This window comes from Streptomyces sp. 4N509B (assembly GCF_052245655.1).
Classification (GTDB): Bacteria; Actinomycetota; Actinomycetes; order Streptomycetales; family Streptomycetaceae; genus Streptomyces.
Genome location: NZ_JBQQBZ010000017.1, coordinates 51916 through 72401 on the forward strand (window position 1 = coordinate 51916; position 20486 = coordinate 72401).

The window sequence follows — 20486 nt, forward strand, 5'->3', positions numbered from 1 at the left end:
GGAGGGCCGAGAGGGGTGCGTGGGCCGGGGCGGGAGGCGGGCGGAATCCGTGTGCCGCCCGCATCCTGCCGCCCAAGCAGGACACACCCCGTGAGCCATGCCGCCCATCCCGGCGCCTCGGACGTGTCGCGCTGGGCCGAGGAGGACCACGACAGCGTTCTGGACCTCGCCAGGACCCTGGTGCGCATCCCCAGCCGCGCCGGCATCGACGCCTACGAACCCGTCATCGCTGCCCTCGCCGCCTGGATGCGCGACCGCGACCTCGCGCCCCGCGTGCTGCACGACGCCGCCGGCGCACCCGTCGCCGTCACCGCCACCGTCCCCGGCGCCCGCCCCGGACCCCACTGGGTCCTCGACGCCTGCCTCGACACCGCCCCGTTCGGCGACGAGGCCGCCTGGACGCACCCGCCCACCTCGGGCCACCTCGACGACGACGGCTGGCTGTGGGGGAGGGGTTCGGCCGACTCCAAGGCCGCCGTCGCCGTCTTCTGCCACGTCGCCGCACGCCTCGCCGACCATGCCGACGCCCTCCACGGCAGCCTCGCCCTGCTGTTCGACCTCGACGAGCACACCGGCGGCTTCGGCGGCGCGAAACGCTACGTCGAGGGCCCCGACGCCCCCCGCCCCGTCGCCGGCGTCATGATCGGCTACCCCGGCATCGACCACCTCGTCGTCGGCGGCCGCGGCGTCCACCGCGCCCAGGTTCACGTCCACGGCGTGGCCTCACACTCCGGCGGGCGCACACCCACCCCCGGCGCCATCGCCAAGGCCGCCCACCTCATCCGGCTCCTGGACGCGGCCGAGCCACCCTCGGGCGACGCCGCCTTCCCGCTGCCGGGGAAGGTCACGGTCACAGCCATCACCGGCGGCCAGGGCTACTCCGTCACCCCCGACCTGTGCACCCTCAACGTCGACCTCCGCACCACCCCCGCCTTCGACGACGCCGCGACCCACCGCCTCCTCGCGACGGCCGCCGAGACCGTCGACCAGGCGTGGCCCGCCACCCCACCCACCCGCGTCGAGCCCCACACCCGCTGGCCGCCCTACGCCCTGCCCGCACACGCCCCGCTCCGCACCGCCCTCCTCACGGCCGCCCGCGCCCACGGCCTCGCGCCCCGCCCGAAGATCGCCGGCCCCTCCAACATCGGCAACTACCTCGCGGGCCTGGGCATCCCCGCCACCGCCGGCTTCGGCGTCGACCACGTCGGCCTCCACGCCACCGACGAACGCGTCCGCACCGCCACCCTCCCCGCCGTCCAGGCCACCTACCACACCGCCCTCCTCACCCTCCTCGGCAGGAAACCGGAATGAACGCGAATGGACGCGGCACACCGAAGGGCGCAGGACGGCGGGGCCCGGCCATCGCCTCCCGGCACGCACCGGGATCGTGGCCGGGCCCCGCCTCCTGAGATCGGCCCGCCGTGGCGATCCGCCCCTCGCGTCGGCTGCTAGGAGCCGTCGCGCCCCACGGCGGTGAAGGCCACGGAGAACTCCGCGGGGGCCACGGTCAGGTGGTACTGGGGCAGAGGGCCGGGCCCGCAGGACTGGCTGCCGATGCCGTGCTGCCCGTGGTCGAGGTTGACCCACACGGCGTCGCCGGGCGTCAGGTCCGTGGTGTGCTCGGCGGCGTCCACCTCCTCGCTGGTCCAGTGCCGGGCCGTGAACCAGAACGGGTCGGCACCGGCGGCCATCCTCAGCCCACGGCCGGCCGCGTCCCTCAGCTCCGCCCACCGGACGTCGCTCCTCGCGCCGTTCTCCTGCGGCCGGACGTACGGCGTCTGCAGGGCCTCGACGGCCATCGTGTACCGGCCGAGGCGCGAGGCGGCGCGGGTGTCGGGGTAGGCCTCGCCGGGCCCGCCACCGAACCAGGTCGCCTGGTCGACGGACGCGTCCAGCGCCAGGCGCAGGCCGAGCCGGGGCAGCGGGTGGCGCCAGGCGCCGTCGGGCGTGACGGTGACCGTCAGCCGCAGCTCCCGGTCGTCGGCCGTCCAGCGGTACTCGGTGAGGAGTCCGACGTCGGTGGCGGCCGGCGCGACGCGGGTGCGGACGGTCAGCGCGTCCTCGCCGAGTTCGACGGCGTCGACGCGGTGGCGCATCCGGTGCAGTCCGAGCTCCCGCCACACCAGGCCGTAGCGGACGTCCTCCTGCCAGGAGGCCCCCATGTCGTTGTCGGTCGGCGCCCGCCAGACGTCCAGCCGCGGCGCCTCCCGCAGCCTCAGACCGTCGAGCTCGCGCAGGGCGCCGGAGGCCGCGTCGAAGGTGGCCGGGCCCAGCCGGACGACGTCCCCGTCCCGGCGGGGCGTGGCGCCCGGCGCCGCGGGCACCACCGGGCGGGGCCGGGGGGACGCGGGCAGCTGGCCCCAGGCGACCAGGTGGCCGCGCTCGGCCCACGGGGCGTCCTCGGCGAGCGCGGCGCGGATCGTCCACACCGCCTCGCCGTCGCCGTCGCCCTCGCCGGCCGTCTCGCCGGCGGGCACCGCGGGCAACGCGACCTCGGCGGACTCCCCGGGCGCGAGCACGGGCACCGCCAGCGGCCCCGTGCCCAGCACCCGCCCCTCCACCTCGTAGACCCACTCGAAGGCGAGGTGGGAGGTGTCGGCGAAGTCGTGCCCGTTGGCGACGGTGACCCGCCCCGCCGCCCCGTCGCCGGTGATGCGGACCGGCTCGATGACCTTCTTGTACTCGACCAGGCCGGGGGAGGGGGTGCGGTCGGGCAGGAGGAGCCCGTCGCAGACGAAGTTGCCGTCGTGCAGTTCTTCGCCGAAGTCCCCGCCGTAGCCGAAGTACGTGCGGCCGTCGGGGGTTCGCTTCGGCAGACCGTGGTCGATCCACTCCCAGACGAAGCCGCCCTGGCAGCGCTCGTAGGTCTCGAACAGCCGCTGGTAGTCGGCCAGGCCACCCGGCCCGTTGCCCATCGCGTGGGCGTACTCGCACTGGATGAACGGCAGCGAGCGGCGGTGGGCGTCCAGCTCCGGGTCGGGCAGGGGCTTCTCCTCGCGGCGGCCGATGGCCTCCACCTCGGCGTGCGAGGCGTACATCCGCGAGTAGAAGTCGCTGTCGGGGTAGGAGTAGTCGTTCTCGTAGTGGAGAGCGCGGGAGGGGTCGCGCTCGCGGATCCAGGCGGCCATCGCGGACAGGCCGTCCCCCGACCAGCACTCGTTGCCCAGGGACCACACGACCACCGAGGGGTGGTTCTTGTCGCGCTCGACCATGCGCTGCGCGCGGTCCACGAGGGCGGGGGTCCACCGCTCGTCGGCGACGGGGTTCCCGCGCCAGCCCTCGAACTCGCAGAAGCCGTGGGTCTCCAGGTCGCACTCGTCGATGACCCACAGGCCGAGCTCGTCGCAGAGGTCGAGGAACGCGGGGTGGGGCGGGTAGTGGCTGGTGCGGACGGCGTTGATGTTGTGCTGCTTCATCAGCAGGATGTCGCGCCGCATGGTCTCCAGGTCCACGGCGCGGCCGGTCTCGGGGTGGAACTCGTGGCGGTTCACGCCCCGGAAGAGGATGCGCCGGCCGTTGGCCCGGAAGAGCCCGTCGACCACGCCGACGGTGCGGAAGCCGACCCGCAGCGGGACGCGCTCCCCGTCGGTGGCGAGCGTCGCGTCGTAGAGGCGGGGCAGCTCGGCGCTCCACGGCTCGACGGCCACGCTGCCCTCCTCGCCGGTGGCGAGGTCCAGGCCGAGTTCGGGCACGGTGACGCGGCCGGGTGTGGCGCAGTCCACGCGCAGCGTGCCGAGGCCGGTGGTGTGGTCGTAGCCGGCGTGCACGAAGAAGTCGGCGGGGGAGGACTCGGGGCGGTGCAGCAGGGTCACGTCGCGGAAGATGCCCGGCAGCCACCACATGTCCTGGTCCTCCAGGTACGACCCGGCCGACCACTGGTGGACGCGGACGGCCAGCACGTTGCCGCGCTCGCGCAGCAGGTGACCGACGGCGAACTCGTGCGGCAGCCGGGAGCCGGTGAAGGTGCCGAGCTCCTGCCCGTTCAGCCAGACCCGGGCGCAGGACTCCACGCCGTCGAAACGCAGGACGCTCTCGCCGCCGGCGGGCCAGTCGGCGGGGAGGTCGAAGACGCGGCGGTGGTCGCCGGTGGGGTTCTCGGTCGGCACCCGGGGCGGGTCGACGGGGAACGGATACCTCACGTTGGTGTACGCCGGGGCGCCGTGCCCCTGGAGGACCCAGTGGCCCGGCACGGTCAGCTCGCCCCAGCCGGCGGTGGCCTCGGGCTCGTCGCCGACGAAGCCGAGGTCACCGCCCTCGGCGGTGGGGGAGAGGCGGAAGGCCCAGCTGCCGTTGAGCGAGAGCCGGGCGGCGTCGGAGGCGGCGTACCACGCGCGGGCGGGGAGGGCGCCGCTGCCGGGGGAGGGGTCCTCGAAGTAACGGGGCCGGTCGTCCTCGGGCCGGGTGTCCATGTGTCTCCTCGGGCGTCGCGCGGGTCACGGTGACCGGGCCGCGCTGTTGGGATCTGTTCTGTGCTGTTGGATCACGCTAATCCGCGTCCGGGCTTTCGACAACCCCTTCGAAAAGTCCGGCGCGTCACCTCGGGGCGCCCGTCTCGTTGCTGTGGACGTGGCGTGACGTCGCGTTGGCGTGCTCATGTCGTGACGCGGGTAGAACGCTGCTGTCTGGCTCCATTCCCCTTCCCCCCACACCAGACTGAGGGAGCATCAATGAAGCTGCGCCGCATGGTGACGGCGGCCGCCACAGCGGTCCTCGCGCTCGGCGTCACCACCCTGGCCCCCACGGCCGTCGCACTGGACAGCACGGCCGCCGCCACCGCCTACGTGGCACTGGGCGACTCCTACTCCTCCGGCGTCGGCGCCGGCAGCTACGACAGCGGCAGCGGCGACTGCCGGCGGAGCACCGTGGCCTACCCGGAGCTCTGGGCCGACGCCAACGCTCCGGACTCCTTCACGTTCGCCGCCTGCGCGGGCGCCACCACCGAGGACGTGCTGGCGAACCAGCTCGGTGCGCTGGACTCCGGCACCACCCTCGTCAGCATCAGCATCGGTGGCAACGACGCGGGCTTCGGCGACACCATGATGACCTGCGTCCTCCAGGGCACCAGCGCCTGCGTCTCCCGGGTGAACGAGGCGCGCGCGTACATCTCCGACACCCTGCCCGGGGTGCTGGACTCCACCTACACCGCCATCAGGGACCGGGCCCCCAACGCCCAGGTCGTCGTGCTCGGCTATCCGCGGATGTACGAGCTGGACGGCAGCTGCTTCCTCGGCATCAGCGAGGAGTCCCGCGCCGCCATCAACGGCGCGGCCGACCTCCTCGCCGACGTGACCAGCAAGCGCGCCGCCGACCACGGCTTCGCCTTCGGCGACGTGCGCACGACGTTCGCCGGGCACGAGATCTGCTCGGACAGCGAGTGGCTGCACTCGGTGACCTGGCCGGTCAACGACTCCTACCACCCCACGGCGTCCGGGCAGTCCGGCGGGTACTACCCGGTCCTGGAGGCGCTCGCCTGACGTCTCGCGCGCCTCACTCCTCGCTGCCCTGGTCGTCGCCGAGCGCGGCGGCCAGGGCAGCGGTGGGTTCCGCCTCCGCCGGGCCCACCGGGACCCACCGGCCGCCGCGGCGCCGGTAGGGCCACCACCGGCCGTCGGGGCCGCAGCGCAGCTGGGCGTCGCCGCCCACGACCGTCCACCGGTTGCCGGCACGGCGCGTGGCGGGCCGGGCGGCGGGGTCCTCCCGTTCCCAGGCCGTGGCGAGCAGCGCGACCGCCCGCGCCGGCACCGGCAGGGCCGCGTCCTCCAGGACCGCGAGGGCCGGCGGGCCGCCCAGCCGCCAGGCCCGCGCGGCGAGCTCCAGCTCCTCGGGGGTGCGCCCGCAGCCCTCGGCCAGGCGTCGCAGGACCCGTGCGGGCGGCTCCTGCGAGGCCAGCCGTGCGGCGTCCTGCCACTCGTCGAGTCCGTCGAGTCCGTCGAGCCCCTCGTGCTCACCGGGCCCGTCCAGCTCGTCGGACGCGCCGGTCCTCTCGAACGCGTCGGTCCTCGCGGACGCGCCCGCCGACTCGTCCAACGCGCCCGGCTCGTCGAACGCGCCGGGTGCGCCGGGCTCGGCCGTTCCCCGCGCGGCGTCCCCCGTGACCGGCGCCAGCGCCGCGGCGAGCAGGCCCCGCGCCCGCCGCGCCGCCGAGGCGGCCAGGAACTCCAGCGCGCCGACGTCGAGTCCGGGCCCCGGAGGCATGTCCCCCGCGAAGGTGGCCGGGGTGCCCGCCCGCGCCACCGGCGGGGGCGGGGGCGGCAGCGGCGCGACGGGCCGCGCGTACGCCTCCGCCGCGGGCAGCCCGGCCGGCTCGGCCACGGCCGAGGCGGCCTCGGGCGGCGTCCGCTCCTCGCCGTCCCGCCGGGAGCGACGCCGCAGCTCCGTCAGCAGCGCCCGCTCGGTGCGCCCCCGCAGCCGCAGGACCACGAACGGGTCGGCGTCGAGAACCCGGGCCACCTGGTAGCACAGGGCCGCGGTGTGCGCGCAGTGGTCCCACTCGCCGCACTCGCAGGACGGCTCCAGGTCCCCGATGCCGGGCAGCAGCTCGACGCCGGCGGCCTCCGCGTCCTCGACCAGCGCCGGCGGCAGTTCGGCGTCCAGCAACGCGGCCAGGTGGCCGGCCTCCCGCGCGATCGCCGACAGCAGCCGGTCCCACTCCGCCGCGGTCAGCTGTCGCAGCAGCACGTCCGCGCGGTGAGCGGTGCCGTCGGCGTCCCGCACGACGGCGGTCAGCCTGCCGGGCCGCACCGAGACGGCGCCGACGGCGCCGGCCCGCGCGTGGCGACGGCCCTGCCGCACCAGCGCTCCGTCCAGGGCGGTGTCCTCCAGCGCCCGCAGCCAGCGCTGCCCCCACCAGGTGACCGCGAACCCGCGGCCCCGGGCCGGCGGCGGCGCGGCGTAGACCCGTTCGTCGGTGTCAGCCTCGGCCACGACCCTCACCTCCCGGTCGGTCCTGGAGCCGGACGAGCGCGGCGAGGTCGTCGTCGGACAGCTCGGTGAGGGCGGCCTCGCCCGACGCCCCCGCGCCCAGCACCGCCTCGGCCAGCTCCCGTTTGCGGCGCAGCAACGCGTCGATGCGGTCCTCGACCGTCCCCTCGGCGATCAGCCGGTGGACCTGGACCGGACGGTCCTGCCCGATGCGGTGGGCGCGGTCGGTCGCCTGGGCCTCGACGGCCGGGTTCCACCAGCGGTCGAAGTGGACCACGTGCTCGGCCCGGGTGAGGGTGAGCCCGGTGCCGGCCGCCTTGAGCGACAGCAGGAACACCGGCACCTCGCCCGCGGAGAACCGCCGCACCATCTCCTCGCGGCGCGGCACCGGGGTGCCGCCGTGCAGCAGCAGACTGTCGACGCCACGCGCCGACAGGTGCGCCTGGAGCAGCCGCGCCATCCGCACGTACTGGGTGAAGACCAGCACGCTGCCACCACTCGCGAGGATCGTCTCCAGCAGCTCGTCGAAGAGCTCCAGCTTCCCCGAACGGCCCCGCAGCCGAACGGCGGCGCCGTCGTCGCCGGTGGGGTCCTCCTTCAGGAAGTGCGCCGGGTGGTTGCAGATCTGCTTGAGGGAGGTCAGGAGCCGGATCACCAGGCCCCGGCGCGCGAGGCCGTCGGCCTCGGACACGGCGGCCAGGCCCTCGCGGACCGTCGCCTCGTACAGCGCCGCCTGTTCGCGGGTGAGCGACACGGCGTGGTCGGTCTCGGTCTTCGGGGGGAGTTCCGGGGCGATGCCGGGGTCGGTCTTCCGGCGGCGCAGCAGGAACGGGCGGACCAGGCGGGCGAGGCGCTCGGCCGCCGCCGGGTCGGTGCCGCCCTCGACGGCGGCGGCGTAGCGGCGGCGGAAGGTGGCGCGGCGGCCCAGCAGTCCCGGGGTGGTCCAGTCCAGGATCGCCCACAGCTCGGAGAGGTCGTTCTCGACGGGGGTGCCGGTGAGCGCGACCCGGGCCCGGGAGGGGATGGTGCGCAGCTGCCTGGCCGTGTCCGACAGGGGGTTCTTCACGTGTTGGGCCTCGTCGGCGACGACGAGGGACCAGTCGGTGGCCTTGGCCAGCAGCGCGGCGTCGCGTCGCATCGTGCCGTAGGTGGTCAGGACGAGCCCGGGGTCACGGTGGTCGGCGTCGCCGTGGCCTGCGGTGTGGTCGTCGCGGTGGCCGGCGGTGTCGGTGCCGATGCCGCGTTCGGTGGGGTGGGGCGGCAGCTCGCGGGCGGCGCCGTGGTAGCGGCGCGTCGGCGTGCCGGGGGCGAACCGGGCGACCTCCCGCTCCCAGGTCCCGAGCAGTGAGGCGGGACAGACGACGAGGGTGGGGCCCGCGGTGGCCGGGGTGAGCTGCCGGCGCAGGTGGAGGGCGATGAGCGTGACCGTCTTGCCCAGGCCCATGTCGTCGGCGAGGCAGGCGCCGAGGCCCAGCGAGGTCAGGCGGTCCAGCCAGGCCAGACCGCGCAGCTGGTAGTCGCGCAGGGTGGCCGCGAGCCGCGGGGGCGGCGGGACGGTGCCGTTCGCGGCGTCGGGGCCGGTGGCGCTCTCGGGGTGGGCGAGGCGGTCGAGGAGGTCCGCCAGCCAGCCGGTGGCACGCACCTCCACCCGTTCCGCCGCCGCTGCCTCCTCGCTCCGCTCCTCGTCCCGCTCCTCGTCCTGCTCTTCGAGGCTGCCGGCCAGGACCGCGCCCAGCGCCTGCGCCGGGGTGACATGGCGGTCGCGACGGTCGCGCAGGCGGCGCAGCCGTTCGGGGTCGAGCAGCACCCACTGGTCGCGCAGACGCACCAGGGGGCGGCCGGCCTCGGCGAGCCGGTCGAGCTCGGCGCGGGTGAGGGAGGCGTCGCCGACCGCGACCCGCCAGCTGAAGCGCAGCAACTGCTCGGGGGCCAGCAGCGAGGGCGAGCCGTGCCGCGTGGCCGACCCGGTGCCGTCGCTCCCGCCGTCCTCGTCGGCGGTGTCGGGGCCGACGACGACGTGGGCGGTCAGGGCCCGCAGGAGATGGCGGGGCCAGTGCACCGGGACGCCTGCGGCTGTGAGGGCGCGGCTCACCGGTTCGCCGAGCAGTTCGGCGACCTCCTCCTCCGCGAGGTCCACCGCGTCGGGCACGGCGGCGGTCAGCAGCGGAGCCAGCGGCTGCCAGGCCGCGGCGGCGCGTCGGAGGGTGAGCAGGGTGTCGGCCTGGGCCCGTGGGCCGAACGCGTCGAGCGCGCGTGAGGAGCCCGACCACAGCTCGGCGGCGTCGGCGACGACGGTGGGGTCGCTCAGGCTGTGGACCTGGAGGACGGCGCGGAAGCCGGCGGACCCGCCGTCGGCGTGGTGCTCGTGCCGCGCGGGGTGCTCCGGCAGGTCGAGAACCTCGACGCGCAACGACAGGCGCACCCCGGTGTCGTGTCCGGCCGCGACCTCCCGGGCCCAGCCGCGATGCTCGGGCCAGGTCCGCTCGTGCGCGTCGGCCCGCGCGAACGCGGGACCGCCGGCGGCGAGGGCGGCGGCCGGGGTACGCGGCAGCGTGTCGGCGACGGCGTCGAGGAAGGCACGCAGCAGGCGGTCGGGGTGCGGCAGCAGCGGCTCGTGGTCGGGTGCCGTGGCGAGGGCGACGGCGTGGGCGTGGGTCGGCATGGCGGCGGCCAGCTCCGTCAGCCGCTGGGCGTCGGCCGGCTCCAGCGGGGCGAGGCGCCAGGCGTCGTGGTCGGCCGCGGTGAGGCCGGGCAGCAGCCGTCCCCGGGCCGCCAGTTGCAGGGCCAGGACGGCGGCGGCACCCCAGAACGCGGCGGCCGGGTCGCCCCCGGCGGCGCGGGCCCGGGTGAGGACCGGCAGCGCGTCGCGCAGCGCCAGCACCCTGGCCGGAACGGTCCGGGGCGCGGGAGGGCCGTCTGACGCGGGGAGGACGACGGTGAGGTCCTCCGTCTCGCCCGGGGGCTCCCGGTCGGGATGCCAGAAGGCGACCCGGGAGGCGCGCGGCGGGTCGGCGGGCAGGAAGACGGCCGCACAGCTGGTGAGCGAGGTCACGACGCTGGTCGACTCCTTCGGTCATCAAATTTGACTAGTCAGGGCGGAGTCTCGAAGCGTACCAAAGTGAGCGGACGCGACGGCCGTCCCGGCGACGGCCGGACCCGGTCGACGGCGGCGGAACGAGGGGCGAACGAGGGACACTGGAAGTCGGCTCACCCGGAGGGCGCGTGGGTCCGACACGGAGAGCGGCATCCGCCGCCGTGGCCAAGGAGGTTGGGACGATGTCTCGTGGAGCCAAGATCGCGGTCGGCGCGGTCGGCGCAGGGCTGGTGCTGTGGATCCTGACGAACTTCTGGGTCGCGGCCCTGGTCATGGTGGGCGTCCCCGCTGTGGCGTACCTCGCACTGGACTCCTCCCAGCGGCGTCGACTGCGCCGCGTGGGGCGCAGGGAGTTGGGCCGCTGAGGCCGCCACGGAGCGGTTCGGCGCCGGACGCGGCCCCGCCCGCGTGGTTGACCAGAGGAAACGGTACGGTCGCTTCCGGATAGCGGTGCTGCGGAAATGGTTGCCGACAGCCCGTTACTGGGGAAGGCTGACTCAGCAGTCGCCTTACGAGAAGGGGGAGCTGGGGATGGCACTGGGCACCACGCTCGACTGGCTGCTGGACGACCTGGCGCAGCGAGTGTCCCGGGTGCGGCACGTCCTGCTGCTGTCCAGCGACGGGTTGGTCACCGCGATCAGCCGTGGGCTGCGGCGCAGCAGCGCCGAGCACCTCGCCGCCGTCGCGTCCGGCCTGCACAGTCTCGCCAACGGCGTTGGCGAGCACTTCCAGTGCGGTGACGTTCGGCAGACGATGATCGAGTTCGAGGACGGCGTGCTGTTCGTGACGGCGGCCGGCGACGGCAGTTGCCTGTGCGTACTCACCGGCGCCGACGCCGACATCGGTCAGGTCGGGTACGAGATGACCCTCCTGGTGAACAAGGTGGGCGAGCATATGGGGCTGGCGGCGCGCGACCCGCACTGATCCGCCGGGTGTGGCCTCTCGGCCGCCCTCCGAACTGTCGGTGACTCAGAGTTGCTTAGCGTGACTTTTCGTGGCTAGAATAATGACGCACGGTAGTCATGTCGCCGCGAGGAGTGTGTCATGTCGTTCGCCCCAGCCCTCGTCACCCCCGTCCCCCAGCAGACGGTCACCAGCCGTGAGGCGGCCCAGGCTCTCGGCCTGACACGGCGGGAGATCGACCTCGCCGTGCGGCTCGGCCACCTCCGCACCGTTCCCACGGAGATCCCCTGGCGGCGCCGGGTGCCGCGCACCGAACTGGACCGGCTGAGCGCCGTCCGAGGCTTCCGTCCCTCACTGCGCGCCCGCGTCCGGCTGGTCGACGCCGCCCAGGGCGCGGCGCTGCTGCGCGTCAGCCCGGCCCGTTTCCGTCGCCTCGCGCGCGGCGGCTGCCTGGCGCCCGTCACGCTCGGCGAGGGAAGAGGGAGCGAGCCCGCGTGGCGTTACTCCGCCGCCGAGCTGGCGCTCCTCCTGCGGTGGCGCCCCGAGTGGCTGAGCGGCCCGCCTCCCCGGGAGCTGCGCCTGCTCCTGCGCACCGGGGCCGACCACCGGCCCCGCCGATGGCGCGGCCGCCACACGAGCCTGTTCACCCGGCACGCGAGGAACTCCTGGGAGGCGGCGGCGGCACTCGCCGCCGTCCTCCCACCGCCCGACCTCGCCGCCGCCGTGCCCGACCCCCACGAACGCACCCTGCTGCGACGCCTGCGCCCGCCCCTGCCCGACGACACGGCCCACGGCGCGGCCCTCGGCCTCCTGACGGCGAGCGAGCCGGAGGAGATCCGCTGGTACGGCACCGCGTTGCGCCGGACGCTGGCCGTGGCACGCGCCCGGCCGGCCGCGGCCGCCCCTCACAGGGGGCCGACGTCGGTCACCTTCACGACGGCGAGGCCCTCCGCCGCCGACGCCGTCAGGTCCACCTCGGCCGCGACGCCCCAGTCGTGGTCATCCTCCGGGTCGTCGAAGGTCTGCCGCACCCGCCACAGACCGTCCTCCGGTCGCTCCTCGATCCGCAGCAGCCGCGGCCCTCGCGCGTCCGGGCCCGTGCCGATCTCCTCGTACTCCTCCCAGTAGCCCGCCAACGCCTGCTCCCACGCGTCCGCGTCCCAGCCGGCCTCGCCGTCGAGCCTGCCCAGCTCCTCGACGTCGCCGAGCGCCGCCAACTCCACCCGGCGGAACATCGCGTTGCGCACCAACACCCGGAACGCCCGCGGGTTGGCCGTCACCGGCGCCACCTGGTCGGCCCGGTCCCTGGCCTCGTCGGGGTCCTCGGCCTCGGGGTTGGCCAGCTGCTCCCACTCGTCCAGCAGGCTGGAGTCCACCTGGCGGACCATCTCGCCCAGCCACGCGGTGATGTCCTGCAGGTCCTCGGACTTCAGGTCCTCCGGCACGGTGTGCTCCAACGCCTTGTAGGCGCTGGCGAGGTACCGCAGCACGATCCCCTCCGTCCGCGCCAGCTCGTAGTGCGCGACGAACTCGGAGAACGTCATCGCCCGCTCGTACATGTCCCGCACGACCGACTTCGGAGACAACGGATGATCACCCACCCACGGATGACTCCTGCGGTAGACCCCGTAGGCGTGGAAGAGCAGCTCCTCCAGCGGGCGCGGGTACCCCACGTCCATCAGCCGCTCCATCCGCTCCTCGTACTCCACCCCGTCCGCCTTCATGGCCGCGACGGCCTCGGCGCGCGCCTTGCTCTGCTGTGCGGCCAGGATCTGCCGGGGATCGTCCAGCGTCGACTCCACGACCGACACCATGTCCAGCGCGTAGGAGGGCGACTGCGGGTCCAGCAGCTCGAACGCGGCCAGCGCGAACGTCGACAGCGGCTGGTTCAGCGCGAAGTCTGCCTGGAGGTCCACCGTGAGCCGCACGATGCGGCCCTGCGGGTCGGGGCTGTCCAAACGCTCCACGATGCCGCCGTCCACCAGCGAGCGGTAGATCGCGATCGCCCGCCGGATGTGCCGCAGCTGCTGCCGGCGCGGCTCGTGGTTGTCCTCCAGCAGCCGGCGCATCGCCACGAACGCGTCTCCCGGCCGGGCGATCACCGACAGCAGCATCGCGTGGGTCACCCTGAACCGCGAGGTCAACGGCTCCGGCTCGGCGGCGATCAGCCGCTGGAAGGTGTCCTCGCTCCAGTTGACGAACCCCTCGGGGGCCTTCTTCCGCACCACCTTGCGGCGCTTCTTCGGATCGTCCCCCGCCTTGGCGAGCGCCTTCTCGTTCTCCACCACGTGATCGGGGGCCTGCGCCACCACGAAGCCCGAGGTGTCGAAGCCGGCCCGCCCGGCCCGCCCCGCGATCTGGTGGAACTCCCTGGCCCGCAGCACCCGCACCCGGCTCCCGTCGTACTTGGTGAGCGCCGTGAACAGCACCGTCCGGATCGGGACGTTGACGCCCACCCCGAGGGTGTCGGTGCCGCAGATCACCTTCAGCAGCCCGGCCTGCGCCAGCCGCTCCACCAGTCGCCGGTACTTCGGCAGCATGCCCGCGTGGTGCACCCCGATGCCGTGCCGGACGTAGCGCGAGAGGTTGCGTCCGAACCTCGTCGTGAAGCGGAAGCTGCCGATCAGCGCGGCGATCTCGTCCTTCTCGGCCCGCGTCGCCATGTTGATGCTCGTCAGCGCCTGCGCGCGCTCCATCGCCTGGGCCTGCGTGAAGTGCACGATGTACACCGGGGACTGACGCGTCTCCAGCAGCTCGGTGATCGTCTCCGTCAGCGTCGTCGTCCGGTACTCGTAGCTCAGCGGCACCGGCCGTGTCGCCGAGCGGACCACCGCCGTCGGACGCCCGGTGCGGCGCGTCAGGTCCTCCTCGAACCGCGCCACGTCCCCGAGCGTCGCCGACATCAGGACGAACTGCGCCTGGGGCAGCTCCAGCAGCGGGATCTGCCAGGCCCAGCCCCGGTCCGGCTCGGCGTAGAAGTGAAACTCGTCCATCACCACCTGGCCGACGTCGGCCGCCGCCCCGTCGCGCAGCGCGATCGAGGCCAGCACCTCGGCCGTGCAGCAGATCACCGGCGCGTCGGCGTTGACCGAGGCGTCACCGGTCAGCATCCCGACGTTCTCGGTGCCGAACAGCTTGCACAGGTCGAAGAACTTCTCCGACACCAGTGCCTTGATGGGGGCGGTGTAGAAGGTCACCTGATCACGCGCCAGCGCCGCGAAGTGCGCACCGGCCGCCACCAGGGACTTGCCGGAGCCCGTCGGGGTCGACAGGATGACGTTCGACCCCGAGACCACCTCGATCAGCGCCTCCTCCTGCGCCGGATACAGGGAGATCCCCTGCTCGGTCGCCCACGTCGAGAAAGCGTCGAAGAGGGCGTCGGGGTCACTGTCGGCCGGCATCTGATCGATAAGGGTCACGCCCCCATACTGCCTGTACCCGCCCGTCGGTCGGGAACCGGCCGCCGCGCCAAGATCGCGCGGTACTACGCTGTCCCGCCGACACCACACGTCCGACGGACACCACCACTCACCACTCGAACGGGGGCGGGCGCGGCCATGATGGGACCGGCGCACTCACTGTCAGGAGCGGCAGTATGGCTGGGGGTGGGCGCGGCCGCCGCCTACGCGGACCACCCGATGCCGTGGCCCGTGCTGGTGGTCGGCGCCATGATCTGTGCCGGCGCGGCCCTCGCCCCCGACCTCGACCAGCCCTCGGCCACGATCTCCCGGGCCTTCGGACCCGCCTCGCGCCTGCTGGCCATCGTCCTGGGGAAGATATCCGCCGCCGTCTACAACGCCACCCGCGCGAAGGGGGAGCGGCGCCGCAGCGGCGGCCACCGCACCCTCACCCACACGTGGATATGGGCGGTGCTCGTCGGCGCCGGATTCTCCTTCGCCGCCGTCACGTGGGGCCGCTGGGCGGTCCTGGTGATCCTCTTCATCCACGTCGTGCTCGCCGTGGAGGGCCTGCTGTGGCGGATGGCGCGGGTCTCCAGCGACGTGCTCGTGTGGCTGCTGGGCGCGACCAGCGCCTGGCTGCTGGCGGCGGTGCTGGACGAGCCGGGCAACGGCGCGGCCTGGCTCTTCGAGGACGAGCCGTACCTGTGGATCGGCATCCCCATCGTCGTGGGCGCCATCGTGCACACCCTGGGCGACGCCCTCACGATCTCCGGCTGCCCCATGCTCTGGCCGCTGCCCATAGCCGGCAAGCGGTGGTATCCCCTCGGCACCCCCCGCTTCATGCGCTTCCGCGCCGGTGCCTGGGTGGAGTACCGGGTCCTGATGCCCGCCTTCGTCGTCATCGGCGCGGCGAGTGGTGTCGGCGCGGTCGTGCTGACGGCCTGAGCCACGGGGACCGTGACGACCGTGGCCGGCTCCCGGATCAGATCCGGTCGGCCGCGATGAGCAGGTAGTGGAAGCTGCCCTCCCGGTACGCCTCCAGGAAGGCCTCCTCGATGCCCGTCGCGACGCTGGAGCGGGCCCGCAGCTCCCAGTAGGGAAGCGCCGCGGCGGTCAGGTCGACGACGGCGAGTGGAACGAGGTGGTGAGCCGCCATGGCCCTGAAGTACGCGCTACGGGGATGGATGTTGCACACGTAGTGCTCGTCGATCCGGCTGACCGCGCGGGAGCGCAGGCCGGCGGCGTCGTTGGAGCAGCCCGTGACGCAGACGTACCGGCCGCCGTGGCCCAGGAGCCGGGAGACCTCGGCGTACAGCTCGGGCAGCTCGACGTACATCGTCGACTCGTTCGTCCAGACGCTCCGCATCGAACCCGTGGTGAATCCCGAGTCCAGCATGTTCCTGAAGTGGAAGCGCACCCGGTCGGCCACGCCGCGCCGCGTGGCCCGGTCGGTGGCGAAGGCGACCTCGTACTCCGAGATGCTCACCCCCTCCACCTCGCAGCCGAACCGCGCGTGCGCCATCAGCGCGGTGCCGCCACGGCCGGAGCCGGCGTCGAGCACGCGGTGGCGGGAGCGGATCGGGCCGAGGTGGTCGAGGAGGACGTCGGCCTGGGCGGACTCCAGCCGGTGCAGTTCCTCGAGGACGCGCTGGTCCCGGGTGTTCCTCGGACCCTTCAGGACGGCCGGGTCGTAGGCGCCGAGGCCGCAGTGGTGGTGGTAGAGGCCGTCCGCCTCCCCGAGCCGGAGGCTCAGCGGATCGTGCTGGTGGGTGTTCCAGTAGGCGGCGACGGACTTCTGGTACTGGGTGCGCAGCACGCTGTCCGCGGCTGCCTTCTCGCTCGGGGTGACGGACACGGCCGGGACTCCTTGTCGTGACGAGGCCACGGGGTCAGCCGTCGGCGAGGCGGACCGCGACAGTCTCCGACGACGCACGCGCCGGGGCGGAGACCGTCCACCTCCCTCCGGCCGTCGGGTGGGGGCGGCGAGAACAGCCGGACAGCGGGAGGACGGGACAACGGGCACCGGCCTCGGCTCGGCAACGGTAGGACAGACGCCCCGCGGCCCCCGGCGCCGCGCCGCGTGCGAGGCGCCGTTCCCCCGGACGGCAGAAGCCCACGCGGCGGGGTGCACGTGGCCGGACGCCCGAGGCACGCCCGCCCCCGTCAGGCGCGTGCCCCCGCTCGGCCGCGCCGCGCGTTCAGCTGTGCCAGGACCTCCACAGCGCCGCGTACGCGCCCTGCGCCGCCACCAACTCGTCGTGGCTGCCCAACTCGCTGATCCGCCCGTCCTCGACCACCGCGATCACGTCCGCGTCGTGTGCGGTGTGCAGCCGGTGCGCGATCGCGATCACCGTGCGGCCGTCCAGGACCCTCGCCAGGGAGCGCTCCAGGTGACGGGCCGCCCGCGGGTCCAGCAGGGACGTGGCCTCGTCGAGCACGAGCGTGTGGGGGTCGGCCAGCACCAGCCGCGCCAGCGCGATCTGCTGCGCCTGGGCCGGAGTGACGCTCACCCCGCCGGAGCCGACCTCGGTGTCGAGTCCGTCGGGCAGCGACCGCACCCAGCCGTCGGCGTCCACCGCGCCCAACGCCGCCCACAGCTCGGCGTCCTCGGCGTCCTGCCGCGCCAGCAGCAGGTTGTCGCGCAGCGGACCGACGAACACGTGGTGCTCCTGGTTGACGAGCGCCACCTGCTGCCGCACCCGCTCGGCCGGCATGCCCGCCAACCGGGCCCCGCCGAGCGTGACCTCGCCGCGCCGCGGCGCGTAGATGCCGGCCAGCAGGCGGCCCAGGGTCGACTTCCCCGCGCCCGAGGGACCCACCAACGCCACCCGCGTCCCCGGCGGCACCGCCAGCGACACCCCGTGCAGCACGTCGGTGTCGGCCACGTACCCGAACCGCACCTGTCGGGCGCTCAGCTCACGCCCGCGTGGTGTGGCGTCCTCGTCGCCGGTCTCGTCCTCGATCTCCCGCACCCCCACCAGACGCGCCAGCGACACCTGCGCGACCTGGAGTTCGTCGAACCACCGCAGGATCATCCCCACCGGCTCGACCATCATCTGCGCCAGCAGCGCCCCGGTGGTCAGCTCTCCCACGCTGACCCAGCCCTCCAGCACGAACCAGCCGCCCAGCAACAGCACGCCGCCGACGATCATCGAGTGGTACACGTTGACGGTCGGAATCAGGACCGACCGCAGCCACAGCGTGTACTCCTCCCAGCGCGTCCACTGCCTGACCCGCTGGTCCGACAGCGCCACCCGCTGCCCCTCCAGCCGGTGGGCCTCGATCGTCCGGCCCGCGTCCACCGTCTCCGCCAGGACCGCCGCCACGGCCGCGTACCCCGCCGCCTCCGAGCGGTATCCGGCCGGCGCCCTGCGGAAGTACCACACACAGACCGACAGCAGCACCGGCAACGCGAGCAGCACGCCCACGCCCAGCGGCGGCGCCGTCACGACGATGCCGCCCAGCAGCAGACCGGCCCACACGACCGCGATCGTCAGCTGCGGCACCGCCTCCCGCATCGCCTGCGCCAGCCGGTCGATGTCGGTGTTGATCCGGGCCAGCAGGTCACCCGTCCCGGCCCGCTCCAGCACCCCCGGCGGCAGCCCCACCGAGCGCACCAGGAAGTCCTCCCGCAGGTCGGCGAGCATCCGCTCGCCCAGCATCGCGCCACGCAGCACCGCCAGGCGCACGAAGAACGCCTGCACCGCCAGCGCCACCGCGAAGATCGCCACCGTGCGGCCCAGATGCAGCTCCCGGCCGTCCGTCAGCGCCTCGATCACCTGCCCGAGCAGGTACGGGCCGACCATGGACGCCACGACGGCGACGGCGTTGGCCGCCAGCAGCGCCGCGAAGGCCCGACGATGACGGCGCAGCAGCTGCGCCACGTACGCGCGCACCGTCGCCGGGCCGGCCACCGGCAGCCGCGTCGTGTGCTCGCCGCCCGCCGGGTCGAACTCCGGCGGCTTCACGCCGATCATGCCGTCTCCTCCGCGTAGTGGGTGGGCTGGCGCGCATCGCCGAGCCCGCCGGACTCCGACCCGTCCGCCAGGGACGTGTCGGACAACGTCCCGTCGGTCGACCTCCCGTCGTCCGACGTGCCGTCCGACGGTGGCCCCTCGGCCGACGTCCCGTCCGCCTCCGACTCGTCCGCCTCCTCCGACTCCGACGCCTCCGCCGCCGGATCCCGCGTCACGATCGCCCGGTACCCGGGCTCGCCGTGCAGCAGCTCCCGATGCGTGCCCGCTGCGGCAACCCGGCCGTCGCGCACCCACACCACCCGCTGCGCCCGGTCCAGCAGCAGCGGGCTGGAGGTGAACACGACCGTGGTGCGCCCCTCCCGCAGCTCACGGATGCCGTCGGCGACCCGCGCCTCGGTGTGCGAGTCGACCGCCGAGGTCGGCTCGTCGAGCACCAGCACCTCGGGATCGGTGATCAGCGAGCGTGCCAGCGCCAACCGCTGGCGCTGGCCACCCGAGAGGGAACGACCCCGCTCGGTGATGCGCGTGCGCATCGGATCGCCCCCCTCGCCCGGGGCGGCCTGGGCCAGAGCCTGTAGGACGTCGACGCACTGCGCCGTCCGCAGCGCGTCGTCCGCCGAGACGCGCCCGGAGGCCGGGACCGCCAGCAGTTCGCCGAGCGTCCCCGACAACAGCACCGGGTCCTTGTCCTGGACCAGCACGGCCGTGCGGGCGTCCGCCAGCGGCACCGCGTCCAACGCCACGCCGCCGAGCCGCACCGACGGCCCGCCACCGCCGCGCGCCGGATGCCCGCCGAGCCGCTCGGCGAGCCGCTCGGCCGCGTCCGGGTCCCCGCAGACGACGGCCGTCAGCTCGCCCGCGGCCACCCGCAGACCGCTGACGGGGTCCCACAGCTCGCCGGTGAGCGGCGCCGCGCGATCGGCCGTCGGGCCCGCGAGGTGCCCGTTCGCGAGCGCTGCCCGGGAGGCTGCGCCATCGGGGACGCCCTCACCCGTCGCGGGCCGGTCCCGCCGGTCCGCGGCGCCCTCGCCGCCCGCCGGGCTCTCCTCCCGCCGCAGCCCGAGAACCCGCACGGCGCGCTTGGCCGAGGGCCGGGAGAAGGTGAACGCCATCGCCACCTCCTGGAAGATCCGCAGCGGGAACATCAGGAACATCACCGCCCCGTAGACCGTGACCAGCTCGCCGGGGGACAGCCGCCCGTCACGCGCGAGCGTCGCGCCCTGCCAGACCACGACCAGCAGCAGCAGACCCGGCATCACCACCTGCACGGCGTCGATCAGCGACCACATGCGGGCGCTGTGCACGGAGGCCGCCCTGACCTCCTGGGAGGCCCGCCGGTACCGCTCCAGGAACAGCTCCTCGCCGCCGATGCCGCGCAGCACCCGCAGGCCGGCGACGGTGTCCGAGGCCAGCTCGGTGGCCCGCCCGGACTTCGCCCGCTCCCGGTCGGCCCGCCGGGTCGCCGCCGGCAGCAGGGGGAAGACGCTGCCCACGACGGCCACCACGCCGCAGACCACGATCAGCCCGAGCCGGGGCTCGTAGACGACCAGCCCCACGCAGACCCCGAAGGAGACGACGACGCAGGCCGCGAACCGGGAGAACGACTCGACGAACCAGCCGATCTTCTCCACGTCACCCGTGGAGACCTTCACCACCTCACCGGCCGCCACCCGCCGGGTCAGCACGCCACCCAACGCGGCCGTGCGCCGGGCGAGCAGCTGCTGCACGCGCGCCGCCGCCGTGATCCAGTTGGTGACCGCGGCCCGGTGCAGCATGGCGTCGGCGAAGGCCATCAGCAGGGTCACCACGAGCATCAGGAGTGCGGTGGCCGCGAGGTCCCGCCCCGAGCCGTCCACGACGGCGTCGACGGCGAGCCCCAGGATCACCGGCAGCGTGCCGACGCAGGCCACGTGGAGAATCCCCCAGGCCATGGACCTGGCCTGGCCGCCCAGCTGGCGGCGGAAGATCCAGACGAGGAACCGGAAGCCGGACCGTACGTCCGGCTCTCCGGGGTCGGCGTACGGAAGATCGCGAATCTGCATGACATCCCAGCGTCAGCTCGGTCCTACCTGGTCAACCTGCCAAGGGTCCAAGCCCGTGGTGCCGAATTTCAACCGGTTTTCCCGGCGCGTGTTCCGACCCGCGAGCTGCGGTGGCGGCTTCACGCCCCGAATCCGCGGGGCGCCCGTG

The 20486-nt window shown here is 74.4% G+C and carries 12 protein-coding genes and 1 pseudogene; 6 read left to right on the forward strand and 7 right to left on the reverse strand.

Annotated features, from left to right (window positions below; genetic code table 11):
* Window positions 1-90 precede the first annotated feature (90 nt).
* On the forward strand, window positions 91-1311 hold the full coding sequence (locus ACTWP5_RS17275) for a M20 family metallopeptidase (RefSeq protein WP_443221866.1): 1221 nt from the start codon (window positions 91-93) through the stop codon (window positions 1309-1311).
* 137 nt (window positions 1312-1448) lie between these two features.
* On the opposite strand, the gene ACTWP5_RS17280 is transcribed toward ACTWP5_RS17275, so the two are convergent.
* On the reverse strand, window positions 1449-4409 hold the full coding sequence (locus ACTWP5_RS17280) for a glycoside hydrolase family 2 TIM barrel-domain containing protein (RefSeq protein WP_443221867.1): 2961 nt from the start codon (window positions 4407-4409) through the stop codon (window positions 1449-1451).
* A 258-nt stretch (window positions 4410-4667) separates the two neighbouring features.
* On the opposite strand from ACTWP5_RS17280, the gene ACTWP5_RS17285 reads away from it, so the two are divergent.
* Complete coding sequence (locus tag ACTWP5_RS17285) at window positions 4668-5474, forward strand: SGNH/GDSL hydrolase family protein (RefSeq protein WP_443221868.1); 807 nt, start codon at window positions 4668-4670, stop codon at window positions 5472-5474.
* A gap of 13 nt (window positions 5475-5487) precedes the next feature.
* Here ACTWP5_RS17285 and ACTWP5_RS17290 read toward each other — a convergent pair whose 3' ends face one another.
* Both ACTWP5_RS17290 and ACTWP5_RS17295 read right to left on the reverse strand, forming a co-directional pair.
* Window positions 5488-6924, reverse strand: a complete 1437-nt coding sequence (locus ACTWP5_RS17290) for an SWIM zinc finger family protein (RefSeq protein ID WP_443221869.1) — start codon at window positions 6922-6924, stop codon at window positions 5488-5490.
* A complete protein-coding gene (locus tag ACTWP5_RS17295; protein ID WP_443221870.1) occupies window positions 6911-9973 on the reverse strand; it encodes an SNF2-related protein in 3063 nt (1020 codons plus the stop codon). Before ACTWP5_RS17295 ends, ACTWP5_RS17290 begins: the two co-directional genes overlap by 14 nt.
* 224 nt (window positions 9974-10197) lie before the next feature.
* Here ACTWP5_RS17295 and ACTWP5_RS17300 point away from each other — a divergent pair, with 224 nt between their 5' ends.
* The 3 genes and pseudogenes from ACTWP5_RS17300 to ACTWP5_RS17310 all read left to right on the forward strand — a co-directional run.
* Entirely contained in the window at window positions 10198-10380 is a 183-nt protein-coding gene (locus tag ACTWP5_RS17300; RefSeq protein WP_443221871.1) for a hypothetical protein, read from the forward strand.
* A gap of 166 nt (window positions 10381-10546) precedes the next feature.
* Window positions 10547-10939 carry a roadblock/LC7 domain-containing protein gene (locus ACTWP5_RS17305; RefSeq protein ID WP_443221872.1) on the forward strand — a complete coding sequence of 131 codons (393 nt, stop codon included), beginning with the start codon at window positions 10547-10549 and terminating at the stop codon, window positions 10937-10939.
* A 120-nt stretch (window positions 10940-11059) separates the two neighbouring features.
* Window positions 11060-11806, forward strand: a pseudogene (locus ACTWP5_RS17310) (DUF6397 family protein); the annotation flags it as partial.
* Between the two features lie 17 nt (window positions 11807-11823).
* Here the strand turns inward: ACTWP5_RS17310 and ACTWP5_RS17315 are convergent.
* Window positions 11824-14337, reverse strand: coding sequence for a DUF3516 domain-containing protein (locus ACTWP5_RS17315; RefSeq protein ID WP_443221873.1), 2514 nt, complete (start codon window positions 14335-14337; stop codon window positions 11824-11826).
* Between the two features lie 138 nt (window positions 14338-14475).
* On the opposite strand from ACTWP5_RS17315, the gene ACTWP5_RS17320 reads away from it, so the two are divergent.
* Window positions 14476-15264: a metal-dependent hydrolase gene (locus ACTWP5_RS17320; protein WP_443221874.1), complete on the forward strand. Its 789-nt coding sequence runs from the start codon at window positions 14476-14478 to the stop codon at window positions 15262-15264.
* Between the two features lie 37 nt (window positions 15265-15301).
* Here the strand turns inward: ACTWP5_RS17320 and ACTWP5_RS17325 are convergent, their stop codons facing one another.
* The 3 genes from ACTWP5_RS17325 to ACTWP5_RS17335 form a co-directional block, all read right to left on the reverse strand.
* Window positions 15302-16174: a geranyl diphosphate 2-C-methyltransferase gene (locus ACTWP5_RS17325; protein ID WP_443221875.1), complete on the reverse strand. Its 873-nt coding sequence runs from the start codon at window positions 16172-16174 to the stop codon at window positions 15302-15304.
* A 343-nt stretch (window positions 16175-16517) separates the two neighbouring features.
* A complete protein-coding gene (locus ACTWP5_RS17330; protein WP_443221876.1) occupies window positions 16518-18296 on the reverse strand; it encodes an ABC transporter ATP-binding protein in 1779 nt (592 codons plus the stop codon).
* Entirely contained in the window at window positions 18293-20338 is a 2046-nt protein-coding gene (locus ACTWP5_RS17335) for an ABC transporter transmembrane domain-containing protein (RefSeq protein WP_443221877.1), read from the reverse strand. The genes ACTWP5_RS17330 and ACTWP5_RS17335 overlap by 4 nt, the downstream gene beginning before the upstream one ends.
* Between the last annotated feature and the right edge of the window lie 148 nt (window positions 20339-20486).